The 15730-nt window shown below is 75.5% G+C and carries 3 protein-coding genes; all 3 read right to left on the bottom strand.

Going from position 1 to position 15730, the window contains the following annotated elements:
* Position 1 precedes the first annotated feature (1 nt).
* On the bottom strand, positions 2-211 hold the full coding sequence (locus tag IE170_RS21160; protein ID WP_125543485.1) for an MbtH family protein: 210 nt from the start codon (positions 209-211) through the stop codon (positions 2-4).
* On the bottom strand, positions 208-14463 hold the full coding sequence (locus tag IE170_RS21165) for a non-ribosomal peptide synthetase (protein WP_189811004.1): 14256 nt from the start codon (positions 14461-14463) through the stop codon (positions 208-210). The genes IE170_RS21160 and IE170_RS21165 overlap by 4 nt, the downstream gene beginning before the upstream one ends.
* A 114-nt stretch (positions 14464-14577) precedes the next feature.
* Entirely contained in the window at positions 14578-15627 is a 1050-nt protein-coding gene (locus tag IE170_RS21170) for an iron-siderophore ABC transporter substrate-binding protein (RefSeq protein WP_229885017.1), read from the bottom strand.
* Positions 15628-15730 lie beyond the last annotated feature (103 nt).

The following is a 15730-nucleotide window of genomic DNA, read 5'->3' on the forward strand; positions in this document are numbered from 1 at the left end:
GTCAGGGCTGGACGGCGGCGAGGCTCGCCGGCCTCAGGTCCGTCCAGTGCTCCTCCACATACGCCAGGCAGGCCTCGCGGGTGTCGGGGCCGGCGGCGGTGCGCCAGCCGGCCGGGACCTCGGCGAAGGACGGCCACAGCGAGTGCTGGTTCTCGTCGTTCACCAGGACCAGGAAGGTGCCCTGCGGGTCCTCGAACGGGTTGGTGCTCATGCGGTGTCACTCCTCTGGGACGGTGCGGTGAACAGCCCGGACAGCGGCTGTTCGGGACGGGCTGCCACGGTGTGCAGCAGCTGGAGAAGTTCGTCGGCGAGCCTGCGGGCCTTGGCGGTGCCGAGCAGGTCGGTGGCGTGGACCAGGGCGCAGTGGACGGGGCCGCCGCCGCGCGGCTCGTGGAAGCCGAGGGTCAGGTCGGCCCTGGTCCGGCCGGTCGGCACGGCCTCCAGGGTGCCCGCGCCGCCTTCGAGTGAGGCGAGGTCGGCCTGCTCGTGGTGGACCACCATGACCTGCGGCCCCTCGGCGGGCAGGCCGGTGGCGCGGGCGACCTCCTCGTACGGGACCTCCTGCCGGTCGAGGGCGCTGAGCACGGTCTCCCGTACGCGGCCGAGCAGTTCGAGGAAGGTCGGGTCGCCCGCCGTGTCGGTGCGCAGCACGACCGTGCCGAGGAAGCTGCCGACGAGGTCGGCGAGCCGGTCGTCGGTGCGGCCGGCGACCATCGTGCCGATGGGCAGGTCGGTGCCGGCGCCGTGGCCGGTCAGCAGGGCCGCGAGCGCGGCGTGCAGCACCATGAACATGCTGGTGCCGGTGGCGCGGGCCAGCTCGTCCACGGCCGTGTGGAGCTGCTCGTCGAGGACGAAGGGGACGTGTCCCGCGGGCCGTCCCGCCGGGTCCGCGGCGGCCGGCCGCGGCCCGTCCGCCGGGAGCGCCAGCCGCTGCGGGGCGCCGGCGAGGGTCTCCCGCCAGTAGGCGAGCTGCCGGCCGCCGCGGCTGTCGGGATCGGCGGGGTCGCCCAGGACCTCGTGGGCCCAGCGCGTGTAGTCCGCGTACGAGACGGGCAGCGGCTGCCAGTCGGGGGCGCGGCCCTCCCTGCGTGCCGCGTAGGCGGTGGTGAGGTCGCGGAACAGCGGGACGACGGACCACTCGTCGGCGGCGAGGTAGTGCAGGGCGAGCAGCAGGGCCTGGTGGCCGTCGGGTCCGGTCAGCAGGTGGGCCCTCAGAGGTGCCTCCCGCTCCAGGTCGGGTGCTGCGGAGGCGAGTTCGCGCAGGCGGGCGTCCGGGTCCGCGCATTCCTCCGCGACCAGGGCCGGTGCGTCGACGGGCCGCTGGTGGACGAAGCCGTCGTGTTCGGCGAAGGCCGTGCGCAGCGGTGCGTGGCGGGCCGTGACGTCGGCGAGGGCCGCGGCGAGCGCGTCCGTGTCGAAGCCGTCGGCGGAGCGCAGGGCCAGGGCGTGGTCGAAGCCGGGGCTGCGGCGGTACGCCTGCCACTGCGTGCGCTGGCCGGGTGCGAGGGGCAGCGGCCCGTCGGCGGGCGCGGCGGGGTGCAGTGCCGGGCGGGCGGCAGCGGCGCCTGCGAGCTTGCCGGCGAGGCCGGCGACGGTCAGGGCGTCGAAGACGTCGCGGATGCCGAGTTCGACGCCGAACTCGGTGCGGATGCGGCCGAGGAGCCGCATGGAGGCCATCGAGTGGCCGCCGAGCGCGAAGAAGTTGTCGTGGACGCCGACGGTGTCGAGCTTGAGGATCTCGCAGAACAGTGCGGCGAGGCGCGCCTGGGTCTCGTCGGCCGGGCGGGCGCCGCCGGTCATCGCCGACCAGTCGGGCGCGGGCAGCGCCTTGCGGTCCAGCTTGCCGTTGGGGGTCAGCGGCAGCGGGCCGTCGAGCGGGACGACGAGCGCGGGCACCATGTACTCGGGCAGCAGGGCGGCGACGTGGGCGCGCAGCTCCTGCGGGTCGGGGTCGGCGCCCGGCTCGGGGACGGCGTAGCCGATGAGTCGGACGATGTCGCCGTCGCGGTCGGGCAGGACCGCGGCCTGGGCGACCGCGGGGTGCGCGGCGAGGGCCGCCTCGATCTCGCCCAGCTCGATGCGGAAGCCGCGCACCTTGACCTGCGTGTCGACCCGGCCGAGGAAGTCCAGGTTGCCGTCGCGGCGCCAGCGGGCCCGGTCGCCGGTGCGGTACATGCGGCTGCCCGGGGCGCCGTACGGGTCGGCGGTGAAGCGTTCCGCGGTCAGGGCGGGCTTGCCGAGGTAGCCGCGGGCGAGGCCGCGTCCGGCGACGTACAGCTCGCCCACCACGCCGGGCGGGACGGGCCGCAGGTGCTCGTCGAGGACGTAGGCGCGGGTGTTGGGGTCGGGGCGGCCGATCGGGACGCGGCCGGGCGGGGTGCCGCCGTGTTCGCGGGCGGGCCACAGGGTGGAGTTGACGGTCGCCTCGGTGAGGCCGTACGCGCAGATCAGGTGCGCGGTGGCGCCGAACCGCTCGAACAGGTCCGGCGGCACGGTCTCCGTGCCGACGAGCACGGTCGACCCCTCGGGGAGCGCGCAGCCGGGCGGGAGCGCAGACACCAGCGACGGCGGCAGGATCATGTGGGTGATCCGCTGGTCCGCGAGGAAGTCGGTGAGGGCCGGTCCGGCGACTCGCGCCTCGTCGGTGATGAGGACGAGCCGGCCGCCGTGGCACAGGGCCATTGCCAGCTCGAACGCGAAGACGTCGAAGCCGATCGAGGCGAACTGCAGGACCCGGCTGTCGGGGTGCAGGCCCATGCGGTCGACGGCGGTCGCGACGAGGCTGGAGATGCCCTCGTGGGGGACGACGACGCCCTTGGGGCGGCCGGTGGAGCCGGAGGTGTAGATCACGTACGCGGCCTGGTCGAGGGCGATCGGGCCGTGCTGCACCGGCCCGTCGGGGAGCGCGTCGAGGGCGGCGGCCGTGTCGGGGTCGTCGAGGAGGACGACGGGGACGCCCGGGACGTCGGGGATCTTCCCGGCGACCGGTTCCGTGCCGACGACGAGGGCGGCCCCGGAGTCCTCGATCATGTACGCGAGGCGGTCGGCGGGGTGGGCGAGGTCGAGCGGCAGGAACGCCGCGCCGAGCTTCATGGCGGCGAGCACGGCGGCGACCATGTCCACGGAGCGGGGCACGGCCACGGCCACGGTGCTCTCGGCGCCGACGCCGTGCGCGGCGAGGAGCCGGGCGAGGCGGTTGGCGCGGGCGTCGAGCTGCGCGTACGTGGCCGAGCGGGCCCGGTCGACGACGGCGACGGCGTCGGGCCGCTCGGCGAGCCGCCGGGCGAACAGGTCGGGGAAGGACGCCTCCTCGACCTCGCGGGGCGAGCCGTTGAAGCCCTCCAGGACGAGTCGGCGCTCGGCATCGTGGAGGATCTCGGCCTGGGAGAGCGGCCGTTCGGGTGCGGCGGCGAGGGCGGTGACGAGCCGGCGGAGCCGGTCGCCGAGCTCCTCGGCGCTCTCCGGGTCGAACAGCTCGGTGGCGTACTCCAGGCGGCAGCCGAGGGAGCCGGTGCCGCCGTCGGCCGGGGTGTGCTCGGTGAAGCTGAACACCAGGTCGAACTTGGCGGAGCGGATGCGGTACGGCACGTACGCGACGTCGAGGCCGGGCAGGGCCAGTTCCCCGCCGGTGCGGGCGTGGTAGCCGACCATGACCTGGAAGAGCGGGTTGCGGGAGAGCGAGCGCGTCGGGTTGAGCGCCTCGACGACGGCCTCGAAGGGCACGTCCGCGTGGGAGAACGCGGCCAGGTCGGTCTCGCGGACCCGGGCGAGCAGCTCTGTGAAGGAGGGGTCGCCGCCGAGGTCGGTGCGCAGGACGAGGGTGTTGACGAAGAAGCCGACCAGCTCGTCCAGCGCCTCGTCGCCGCGGCCGGCGATGGGCGAGCCGAGCGGGATGTCGGTGCCGGCGCCCATGCGGTGCAGCAGGGCGGCGACGGCCGCGTGGACGACCATGAACATGCTGGCGCCGGTGTCGCGGGCGAGCCGCCTGAGCGCCTCGTGGGTGCGCGGGTCGAAGGTGAGGTCGAGTTCGGCGCCGGTGAACGCCGGGCGGGCGGGCCGGGGCCGGTCCGTGGGCAGGTCCAGCTCCTCAGGGGCGCCCGCCAGGGCCGTGCGCCAGTGGTCGAGCTGCCGGGCGGCCAGGCTGTCGGGATCGGCCGGGTCGCCGAGGAGGCGCTGCTGCCAGAGCGCGTAGTCGGCGTACTGCACCGGCAGCGGCTCCCACCCGGGGGCCTCGCCGCGGGTGCGGGCCGTGTAGGCGGTGGTCAGGTCGCGCAGGAAGGGGCGGTCCGACCACTCGTCGGTGGTGATGTGGTGCAGCAGCAGGACGACGACGTGGTCCTCGGGGGCGAGCTCCACGAGGGTGGCGCGCAGGGGCGGTTCGGCGGCCAGGTCGAAGGGGCGGGCGACGGCCTCGTCGACGATGCCGGGCAGCTCCTCCTCCGTGGCGCGGACCAGCTCGACGACCGGGCGGGCCTCGCCTGCGGGCAGCACCCGCTGGAGGGCCCGGCCGTCGGGCGTGGTGGAGAAGACGGTGCGCAGTGCCTCGTGGCGGTCGGTCACGTCGGCGAGGGCGGCGCGCCAGGCGTCGGTGTCGAGGGCGCCGCGCATCCGCATGACCAGCGGGAAGTTGTAGGCGGCGGAGGTGCACTCGATCTGCTGGATCATCCACAGCCGCTGCTGGGCGTGGGAGAGCGGCAGCTCGTCGGGGCGCTCCCCGGCGGTCAGTGCGGGGCGGGCCGCTCCGGCGCCGCGGTCGGCGCGCTCCACGAGCTCGCCGACGGTGGGCGCCTCGAAGAGGTCGCGGATCGCGAGCTCGGTGTCGAGGGCGGTCCGGGCGCGGCTGACGAGGCGGGTGGCGAGCAGCGAGTGCCCGCCGAGCTCGAAGAAGTCGCTGTCGATGCCGACGCTGCCCTCGGGCAGGCCGAGGACCTCCGCGAAGAGGGCGCACAGCGTCTCCTCGCGCGGGGTGCGCGGGCTGCGGCCGGCGGCGGCCCCGGCGAAGTCGGGTGCGGGCAGGGCCCGGACGTCGAGCTTGCCGTTGACGGTCAGGGGCAGGGTGGCGACGGTGACGAGCGCGGACGGGACCATGTAGTCGGGCAGGCCGGCCTTCAGGTGGTCGCGCAGGAGCTGCACCAGCTCCTCGCCCGCGTCGGTGCCGTCCTCGGGGACGACGTAGCCGACGAGGCGCTTGGTGCCGGCGGACTCGTGGACGACGACGGCGGCGTGGGCGACGGCCGGGTGTGCGGACAGGGCGCCGGCGATCTCGCCGAGTTCGATGCGGTAGCCGCGGATCTTGACCTGGTCGTCGGTGCGGCCGAGGAAGTCGAGCAGGCCGTCGGGCCGCTGCCGGACGAGGTCGCCCGTGCGGTACATGCGCTCGCCGGGCTCGCCGAACGGGTCGGCGGTGAACCGCTCGGCGGTCAGGCCGGGCCGGTCGTGGTAGCCGCGGGCCAGGCCGGTGCCGGCGATGTACAGCTCGCCGGGGCAGCCCGGCGGGACGGGCCGGAGCATGGCGTCGAGGACGTAGGCGCGGGTGTTGCGGATGGGGACGCCGACGGTGGAGGTGGCGCTGTCCTCGGTCGAGCCGCCGAGGGTGTTGATCGTGTACTCGGTCGGCCCGTACAGGTTGTAGCCGTAGGTGCCGTCGGTGCGGCGCAGCCGGTCCCAGACGGTGTCGGGGACGGCCTCGCCGCCCAGCAGGACCAGCGCGGGCCGGTGCCTGCCCGCCGCCTCGTCGTGGTCGAGCAGGCCCTGCTCGATGAGGAGCTGGGCGTAGGTGGGCGTCACGTTGACCACGTCGACTCGGTGGGCGTCGCAGTACGCGACGAGCGCCTCGGCGTCGCGGCGGAGCTCCTCGTCGCAGACGTGGACCTCGTGGCCCTCGACGAGCCAGAGCAGCTCCTCCCAGGACATGTCGAAGGCGAAGGAGACGGTGTGCGCGATGCGCAGCCGCCGCCCGCCCGCGGAGGCGATGGCCGGGTCGAAGATCTCCTTCTGGTGGTTGAGCTGCATGTTCGTCAGGCCCCGGTAGGGGGTGACGACGCCCTTGGGGCGGCCGGTGGAGCCGGAGGTGTAGATGACGTACGCCGGATACTCCAGGCGGCCGGGGACGCCGCGGGCGAACCCGGGCCGTTCGGCGTCGGAGATCTCCGCACCGGACAGGGCGGCCAGTTCGGCGGCCACCGCCTCGTCGTCCAGCAGGAGTTCGGGGGCGGCGGGCCCGTCGGGTCCGCGCAGGGCCGGGGCGACGGCCGCGGTGGAGACCAGGCACAGCGGCCCGGTGTCCTCGACCATCAGCCGCAGCCGGTCCGCCGGGTGGTCCAGGTCGAGCGGCAGGTACGCGGCGCCGGTCCGCAGGACGGCGAACAGGGCGGCGACCATGTCGATGGAGCGGGGCAGCGCGAGCGCCACCGCCTTCTCGGGCCCGGCGCCGCGGGCGAGCAGGAACCGGGCGATGCGGTTGATGTGCGCGTCGAGTTCGGCGTACGTGAGGGCCCGCTCGCCGAAGACGAGCGCGACGGCGTCCGGGGTGCGGGCCACCTGCGCGGCCAGCATGTCGGCGACGGTCTCGTCCGGCACGGGCTCGCGGCTTCCCGCCCATCCGGCGGTCAGGGCGGCGCGCTCGGCGGGCAGCAGCAGGTCCATGCCGGCGGTGCGCGCGGAGGTTGCGTCCGGCCCGTCGAGGAGGTTGCCGAGCCGCTCCAGGACGGTGGTGAACCGGCCGAGGACGGCGGCGGCGGCCTCCGCGTCGAAGAGGTCCGGGCGGGCCGCGAGGGTGACGCGCAGCCGGGTCCCGGGCGTGACGATCAGGGTGAGCGGGAAGTGGGTGCCGTCCACGTTCGACACGCCGGTGATGCCGTGCCTTCGCCGCAGTTCCGCGGCCCGCTCCTCGCCGTCGGCGGAGCGCAGTACGAACAGGGTGTCGAACAGGCGGCGGTGGCCGGTCTCCTGCTGGAGCGTGCCGAGGCCCACGTACTCGTACGGCATGACGGCGGCCCGCTCGGACTGGATGCGCCGCAGCAGGTCGAGCAGCGGCTCGTCCGGGGAGAAGGCGACCCGGGCGGGAATGGTGTTGAGGAACATGCCGATGATGCCGGCCGCGTTCGGGACGTCCGCGGGGCGTCCGGCGACGGCGGTGCCGAAGGCGACGTCGCCGCGCCCGGTCATCGAGGAGAGGACGAGCGCCCAGGCGGCGTTGAGGACGGTGTTGAGGGTGAGGCCGTGCCGGCGGGCGAGGGCGCGCAGCCGGTCGCCGGCCTCGCGGGAGAGCTCGGCGTGGTGGTCGGCGGGGATGACGGGGCCCGCGTCGCGGCCCGCGGGGGCGACGAGCGTCGGCTCGTCGAAGCCGGCGAGGGCCTCGCGCCAGGCGCCGAGGGCGCGGGTGGTGTCCTGGCGGTCCAGCCAGGCCAGGTAGTCGCGGTACGAGCCGGGGGCGGGCAGGCCGGCGGTGTCGCCGGACCGCTCGTACAGGGTGAACAGCTCCTCCAGGAACAGCCAGGCGGACCAGCCGTCCCACAGGATGAGGTGGTGGGTGACGACGAGCCGGTCGCGGCCGTCGCCGAGCCGGATCAGGCGGAGCCGGCACAGCGGGGGCGCGGACAGGTCGAAGCGCTGTCGGCGGTCGGCGGCGAGGACCTCCCCGACCCGGCGGTCCTGCTCGCCGGCCGGCAGGCCGGCCAGGTCGGTCACGGTGAGCGGGACCTCGGCGCCGTCGGCGATGAACTGCACGGGCCTGGGCAGGCCGTCGCTGGTGAAGCCGGCGCGCAGGCTCGCGTTGCGGTCGAGGAGGGCCCGGCAGGCGGCGCGCAGCCGGTCGGCGTCCAGGCGGTGGTCGAGGTCCAGGGTCTCCTGCGAGAGGTAGACGTCGAGGGCGTCGCCGGTGTCGTACGTGGCGTGGAAGTACATGCCCTCCTGGAGCGGGGAGAGCGGCCAGACGTCGGCGACGGGCAGCCCGGCGGCGGCCTCGACGCGGGCCGTCTCCTCCGGCGTCAGGACGAGGCCCCCCAGCGGGGCGGGGGCGGGCGGCTCGGCGGCCGGGGAGGCGGCGGTGAGCTGGTCGAGGAGGGCCTTGAGGGCCGGGTCGACGGCCGCGCCGGAGGCGGTCTGCGCGGCGAGGACCGCCTGGAGGGCGGCGGCGGCCTGCCCGGCGTCCGTGGCGGACACGGTCACGGCGGCGGCCGGGGCAGCGGTCCCCGGGGGCGTGGCGGCGGGCTCGTCCGGCGCGGTGGCGGCCGCCGCGGCGAGCGCGGCGGGCGTACGGTGCTCGAACACATCGCGCGGGCTGATGGTCAGTCCCCTTTCACGGGCCCGGGTGGCGACGGCGATCGAGGTGAGGCTGTCGCCGCCGAGCATGAAGAAGTCGTCGTCGGCGCCGATGCCCTCGACGCCGAGGACCTCGGTGAAGATCCGGCAGAAGGAGGTCTCCCCCTCGGTGGAGGGGGCGCGCCCGCCGGCGCGGGGCGCGAGGTCCGGCGAAGGCAGGGCGTTCTGGTCGAGCTTTCCGCTGGGCGTCAGCGGCAGCTCGTCCAGGGTGGCCACGGCGGCGGGCACCATCGCCGGGGGCAGGGCCGCGGCGAGCGCGGCGAGCAGGGCCGCCCCGTCCGGGGTGGTGCCGGGCGCGGGGACGGCGTACCCGAGGAGGGCGCCGTCGCGGACGATCACGGCGGCGCGGGCGACCCCCGGCAGGGCGGCCAGTGCGGCCTCGACCTCGCCGAGTTCGATGCGGTTGCCGCGGATCTTGACCTGGCGGTCGGTGCGGCCGAGGTACTCGAGGGCGCCGTCGGGGCGGCGGCGTACGAGGTCGCCGGTGCGGTACATGCGCTCGCCGGACCCGCCGAACGGGTCGGCGGTGAAGCGCTCGGCGGTCAGGGCGGGCCGGCCGTGGTAGCCGCGGGCCAGCTGGACGCCCGCGAGGTACAGCTCGCCGGGCACCCCGTCGGGCACGGGGCGCAGGAACGGGTCGAGGACGTGCAGGCGGGTGTTCCAGACGGGCCGCCCGATGGGGACGGCGAGCCCGGTGCCGCCCTCGTACGGGAAGTACGTGACGTCGACGGCCGCCTCGGTGGGCCCGTACAGGTTGTGCAGCGGGACGGGGCCGTGCGCGGAGCCGGAGGTGAGCTCCCACCAGCGGCGGGCCTCGGCTCCGGTGAGCGCCTCGCCGCTGCAGAACACCCGGCGCAGGCTTGCCGCCCAGTCGGGCGGGCCGCCGGCGCCTTCCATGACCTGGGTGAAGGCGGCCAGCATCGACGGGACGAAGTGCAGCGTCGTGATCCGGCGGGCGCGGATCAGGTCGGCGAGGTAGGCGGGGTCGCGGTGGCCGTCGGGGCGGGCGAGGACGACGGCCGCGCCCGCGGTGAGCGCCCAGAAGAACTCCCACACGGAGACGTCGAAGCCGGACGGGGTCTTCTGGAGTACCCGGTCGTCGGGGGTGAGCCCGTACGCGTCCTGCATCCAGGCGAGCCGGTTGACGATGGCGCGGTGGGTGACGGCGACGCCCTTGGGGCGGCCGGTGGAGCCGGAGGTGTAGATGAGGTAGGCGGGGTGGTCCGGTCCGGCGGCGGGCCCGGCGGGGGTGCCGCCGGCGGGCGCCTCGTGGTCGTCCCGGCCGAGGACGAGGCGGTCGAGGCCCTCCGCGTCGGGCAGCCGGCGGGCGGCCTCCGGGGTCGTGACGACGGTCCGCGCGCCGGAGTCGGCGAGCATGTACGCGACGCGGTCGGCCGGGTAGTCCGGGTCGAGGGGCAGGTAGGCGGCGCCGGCCTTGAGGACGCCCAGCAGGGCGACCATCAGTTCGGCCGACCGGGGCACCGCGACCGCGACGTACTCCTCCGGTCCGGCGCCGCGGGCGCGCAGCCGCGCGGCGAGGGCCTCGGCGCGGCGGTCCAGTTCGGCGTACGTGAGGGTGGTGTCCTCGAAGACGACGGCCGGGGCGCCCGGGGTGCGGGCCGTCTGCTCGGCGATCAGCGAGACCAGGGTGGCCGCGGGGACGTCGCGGGCGGTGGCGTTCGCCGCGGCGAGGGCGGCGCGCTCCCGGTCGGAGAGCACGCCCGTACGGGCGGCCGTGCGGTCGGGCTCCTCCACCAGGGTGCGCAGGAGGGCGGTGAAGCGGCGGGCGAGGACGGCGACGGCCGGCCCGTCGAGGCGTGCCGCGTCGTGCTTGAACCGCAGCAGCAGGCTCTCGCCCGGCTCGACGACGAGCGCGAGCGGGTAGTGCACGGCGTCGAACACCTCGGCTCCGGTGATCCGCAGGTCGCCGGGGTCGGTGCCGTGCGAGGGGTCGCCGGCGGGGAAGTTCTCGAAGACGACGAGCGTGTCGAAGAGCTCCCCGCCGCCTGCGAGGCGCTGGATGTCGGCGAGTCCGAGGTGCTGGTGGTCGAGGAGGGCGGCGTGCTCGTCCTGGACGCGGGCCAGCAGGCCGGCGAGCGTCTCCTCGGGGCGCAGGGCCACGCGGGCCGGAATCGTGTTGATGAACAGGCCGACGGCGGATTCCAGGCCGGGGACCTCGGTGGTCCGGCCGGAGACGGTGGTGCCGAAGACGACGTCCCGGCTGCCGGTGAGCGCGCCCAGCAGCACCGCCCACGCGCCGTGGACGACGGTGCTGAGGGTGAGGCCGCGACTTCGGGCGAAGGCGTGCAGGGCGGCGGTGGCGTCCGCGGGCAGGCGGGTGTCGACGTGCCCGGGCCGGGCGGGGGCCTGTTCGCCTTCCCCGGCTCCGGTGCTCGGGGCGAGCCGGGTGGGACCGTCCAGTCGGGCGAGGGCGGTGCGCCAGGCGTCGCGGGCGGCGTCCCGGTCGCGGGAGGCCAGCCACGCCAGGTAGGGGCGGGGATCGGCGGGCTCGGGGAGGGTCTCGCCCCGGTAGGCGGCGGTGAGTTCGCGCAGCAGGACGGTGACGGACCAGCCGTCGGCGACTATGTGGTGCAGGGTCAGCAGCAGGCGGTGGCGTACGCCGTCGCGGATGAGGGTGGCCCGCAGGAGCGGCGGCCGGGCCAGGTCGAAGCGCTCGGCCCGGTCGGCGGCGAGGAGGTCGTCGAGCGGGGTGTCGGCGGTGTCGGCCTCCCGCCACGGCAGGGTGCTGCGGTCGGCGAGCCGCTGGACGACCTCGCCGCCGTGGAGCTGGCGGTAGGAGGCGCGCAGCAGGGGGTGCCGGTCGAGCACCAGCTGGAGGGCGCCGCGCAGCCGGCCGGGGTCGACGGGGCCGTCGCCGAGGTCGAGGAGTTCCTGGACGAGGTACAGGTCGGCGGCGTCCTGGTCGAAGGCGGCGTGGAAGTAGAAGCCCTCCTGGAGCGGGGAGACCGGAAGGGCGTCCTCGTCCAGCGGGACCGGGGCGGTGGCGGCCGGGGCGGCGGGGGCGGCCTCGGCGGCGGCGCGGGCGAGCGCGGCGACCGTGCGGAGGCGGAACACCTCGCGCGGGGTGAGGGCGAGCCCGGCCTCGCGGGCCCGGCCCACGAGCCGGATGGCGACGATGCTGTCGCCGCCGAGCTCGAAGAAGCTGTCGTGGACGCCTACCGAGGGCAGGCCGAGGACCTCCGCGAACAGTGCGGCGAGCACCGTCTCGACCGGCCCCTCGGGGGCGTCTGCGCCACTCAGGGCGGTCCAGCGGGGCTCGGGCAGGGCCCGCTTGTCGAGCTTGCCGTTGGGGGTCAGCGGCAGCGGCCCGTCGAGGGCGACGACCGCGGACGGCGCCATGTGGTCGGGCAGGGCGTCCGCGACGCGCGCGCGAGCGGCCGGGACGGCGGCCTCGGCGTCCGTGCCCTCCTCGCCGACCAGGTAGGCGACGAGGCGCTTGACGCCCCGGTGGTCCTCGCGGGCGAGGACGGCGGCCTGCGCGATGCCGGGGCAGGCCATGAAGGCGCTCTCGACCTCGCCCGGCTCGATGCGGTGGCCGCGGATCTTGATCTGGCCGTCGGCGCGGCCGAGGAACTCCAGGTTCCCGTCGGCGGCCCAGCGGACGCGGTCGCCGGTGCGGTACATGCGGGTGCCGGGCTCACCGTACGGGTCGGCGACGAATCGTTCCGCCGTCAGCCCCGGCCGGCCGAGGTAGCCGCGGGCGAGGCCGCGTCCGGCGACGTACAGCTCGCCCTCGGCGCCCGCCGGAACCGGGCGCAGAGCCGTGTCGAGGACGTAGGCGCGGGTGTTGGGGTCGGGGCGGCCGATCGGGGCCGGGCCGGGCCGCCCGGGGTCGGCGGGCCACAGCGTCGAGTTGACGCTGGCCTCGGTGAGCCCGTACGCGACGACGACCCGGACCCGGCCGGCCCAGCGGGCGATGAGCTCACCCGGCACGGCCTCGGTCCCGACGATCAGGACGGAGCCGTCCGGCAGCTCGCACTCCGGGGGCAGCGCCGACACCAGGGACGGCGGCAGGATCATGTGCGTGGCCCGGTGCCGGGCGATGTAGTCGGTCAGGGCGGGGCCGGCGACGCGGCGCTCGGCGGGGACGACGATGATCCGGCCGCCGACGCACAGCGACATGACCAGGTCCCAGACGGTCACGTCGAAGCCGACCGACGCGAACTGGACGACGCGGCTTTCGGCGCTGATGCCGATGCGGTCGGTGGCGGTGGCGATGAGGCTGCCGACGCCGTCGTGCGGGACGACGACGCCCTTGGGGCGGCCCGTGGAGCCGGAGGTGTAGATGACGTACGCCGCCTGGTCGAGGGCGACGGGCACGCCGGGGGCGGTGTCCTCGCAGGCGGCGACGGCGTCCGCCGTGGCGGGGTCGTCGAGCACCACGCGGGCGACGTCCGGCAGCTCGGGCAGCTCCCCGGTGAGCTCCCGTACGGTGACGACGGTGCGGGCGCCGGCGTCGCGGAGCATGTAGGCGATGCGGTCCCGGGGGTGGTCGGCGTCCAGCGGCAGGTAGGCGGCGCCGGCCTTCATCACCGCGAGCAGGGCGGCGACGAGTTCCGGGGAGCGCGGCAGGGCCACGGCGACGACGTCCTCGGGGCGGACGCCCTCGCCGAGGAGGTGGCGGGCGAGCCGGTTCGCGGCGGCGTCGAGCTCCGCGTACGTCAGCTCGCGCTCCTCGAAGACGAGCGCGACGGCGTCGGGCGCGCGGCGCACCTGCGCTTCGAAAGCGGCGGGCCAGGACAGCTCGGCGGTCTCGCGCGGGGCGGTGCCGAACTCCCGGAGCAGGGTGTCGCGTTCGGCGTCGGAGGTGAGGTCGAGGTGGCCGACGGGGCGGTCGGGGTCCTCGGTGAAGGCGTGGAGCAGGGCGAGGAAGCGCCGCTCGTGCCCGGCCAGGGCCTCCTCGTCGCAGACGGCGGCGTCGGCGTCGAGGTGCACGGCGACCGCGCCGCCGCCGGGCAGCTCGCCGAAGCCGAAGGCGAGGTCGCTGACGGGGCCCAGCCATTCCGGCCTCAGGTGGGCGGTGCAGCCCGCGAACCGCAGGTCGTCGGGGCGGGGCAGGATGTTGACGGTGGGGCCGACGAGTTCGGCGACGCCGTCGACGAGTCCGAGGTCCTTGGCCAGGTCCTCGGCGCGGTAGCGGCCGTGCTCGACCGCCTCGGCGACCGCGTCGCGGACATCGTTCACGAGGGCTGCGGCGGTGGTGGCGGGCCCGACTGCCAGCCGCAGCGGGACGATGTTGGAGAGCATGCCGGGGGTGTCCGCGGACGCCTCGTCCTGCCGTGCCGCGACCGGCAGGCCGAGGACGAGGTCCTGCTCCCCGGTCACCCGGTGCAGGTACGCGGCCACTGCGGCGATCAGCACGCGCGAGGCGCGGGTGCCGGCGCGGTCGGCGGCCGCGTGGAGGCGGCCGACCTCCTCACCGGACAGCTCCACCGACCGCCTGAGGCGGCGGGCGGTGAGGGCGGGGGCCCGCTCGGCGAGGCGCGCGGGCTCGGCGCGGCCGGCCATGCGCTCCTGCCACCAGGCGCGCTCGGCCGCGTACCGGTCGGAGGCGCGGTGGGCGCGGTCGGCTTCCACGAGGCGGGCCAGGGACCAGTCGGGATCGGCGGCCGCCCGCTCCCCCAGGGTGTAGAGCTCGCCGGCGCGCCGGGAGATCAGGGCGACGCCCATGCCGTCCACGAGGATGTGGTGGTAGCGCTGGTACCACCAGACGCGGTCGTCGGCGAGCCGGAGCAGGGCCTGGGCGAAGAGCGGCCCCGCGGCGAGGTCGGCGGGCCGGTCCCGGTCGGCGGCGATCCACTCGCCGGCCGCCCGCTCGGGGTCGCCGGCGCCGCGCAGGTCGACGACCGGGACGTCGGCGGCGGGGGCGACGGGCGTCTGGCGGGGTTCGCCGTCCTCCCCCGGCGCGAGGCGCACGTGGAGGCACTCGGCTTCCCGGACGGCCCGCCCCACCGCGGCGGCGAGGCGGTCGAGGTCGGTGCCGCCGCGCAGTTCCAGGGCGAAGACGATGTTGTAGGCGGAGCTGTCGGGCTCGATCTGCTGGGCCAGCCAGATGCCGGTTTGCCCACCCGTCACGGGCATCCCGGGTGCGGGTGTCCGGTCCGACTCGACGTCAAACATCGTACGTTGTGGCCTTTCCCTGGTGGTGCGGCGGTGAGGGGCTGGAGGCGGGTGCGGGTCGGGCCGCGGGGGAGGCCGCGTCGTCCTCCCCCGCCCCGCCTCTGCGGTGTGGTGCTACTTCACGGCTGTGAGGAGCGGCTCGATCTCGGTGATGGCGTAGGGGATCGACAGGACCGTGTTGAAGGAGAACGCGGCGCCGACGTCCGGGTCCTGGTAGGGCACGAAGAGGTCGCGCTTCTCCTGGTGGACCTTCAGGTTCTTGTAGAGCGGCTCGGCCTTGATGCGGTCGTTGGCGCTGCTGCTGGAGGTGACCCAGACGACGCGGTCGACGTCGAGGACGTTCAGCTTCTCGGCGCTGAGCTCGGCGACGTTGAAGCCGGGCTTGGCGAGGGTGTCGATCTCGGGCTTGAGCTTGAAGCCGAGCTCCTGGAAGAAGATCGACTTGGGGTCGGTCTTCGTGAAGGCCGAGTACTTGCCGGCCTCGAAGCTGTCGGCGACGACGAGGGTCTTCTGCGCGAACTCGGGGTGCTTCTCGCGGACGGCCTTGAAGCGGGCGTCGACGTCGGCGATCAGCTTGTCGGTCTCTGCGGCCTTCCCGAGGGACTTGCCGATCTGCCGGGTCATCACCTGCCAGGAGGCGCCGTAGTCGGGCAGGTCCTTGGGCTGGGCGACGACCTTGGTGAACTTCGAGAGCGTGTCGTACTGCTCCTTCTTCATGCCCGAGTACTGGGCGATGACGAGGTCCGGCTTGAGTGCCGCGATCTTCTCGATGTTGTACTCGTCGCGCTCACCGACGATCTCCGGCTTCGCGGACCCCCACTTGTCCTTCGTCCACGGCCACTTGCCGTACGGCTGCTCCTTGAACCAGTCCACCGCGCCGACCGGCTTGACGCCGAGCGCGAGGACGGCGTCCTGGTCGGAGAGGCCCAGGGTGACGACCCGCTTGGGCTCCTTGTCGATCGTGGTGCTGCCGTACTTGTGCTCGACCGTCACCGGGAAGGCGGCGGACGTGGTGCCGGCGTCGGCGGGGGCCTCGGGCTTGGACTCCGCCTTCTCGGAGCCGCCCCCACAGGCGGACAGGGCGAGGGCGGCGGCCGTTGCGACGGCCAGGCGTGGCAGGTGGGTGACGAACCGCTGCAGAGCGGGGCGCGAACCGTTGGACACAGATGTTCCTTTCGGGGATCTCACAGTGCGTGCCCCGACCACCGGGGCGCGGCTGCGCTGCCCGGCGGGCGAGGCGTGTGGGGGGCTCGGCCAGGACGGGGCC

This window comes from Streptomyces toxytricini, assembly GCF_014649915.1.
Taxonomy (GTDB): Bacteria; Actinomycetota; Actinomycetes; order Streptomycetales; family Streptomycetaceae; genus Streptomyces; species Streptomyces toxytricini.

Excerpts from the sequence above, each read along its gene's own strand:
- IE170_RS21160 (WP_125543485.1), bottom strand. The coding sequence starts at position 211 with ATGAGCACCAACCCGTTCGAGGACCCGCAGGGCACCTTCCTGGTCCTG.
- IE170_RS21165 (WP_189811004.1), bottom strand. The coding sequence starts at position 14,463 with ATGTTTGACGTCGAGTCGGACCGGACACCCGCACCCGGGATGCCCGTG.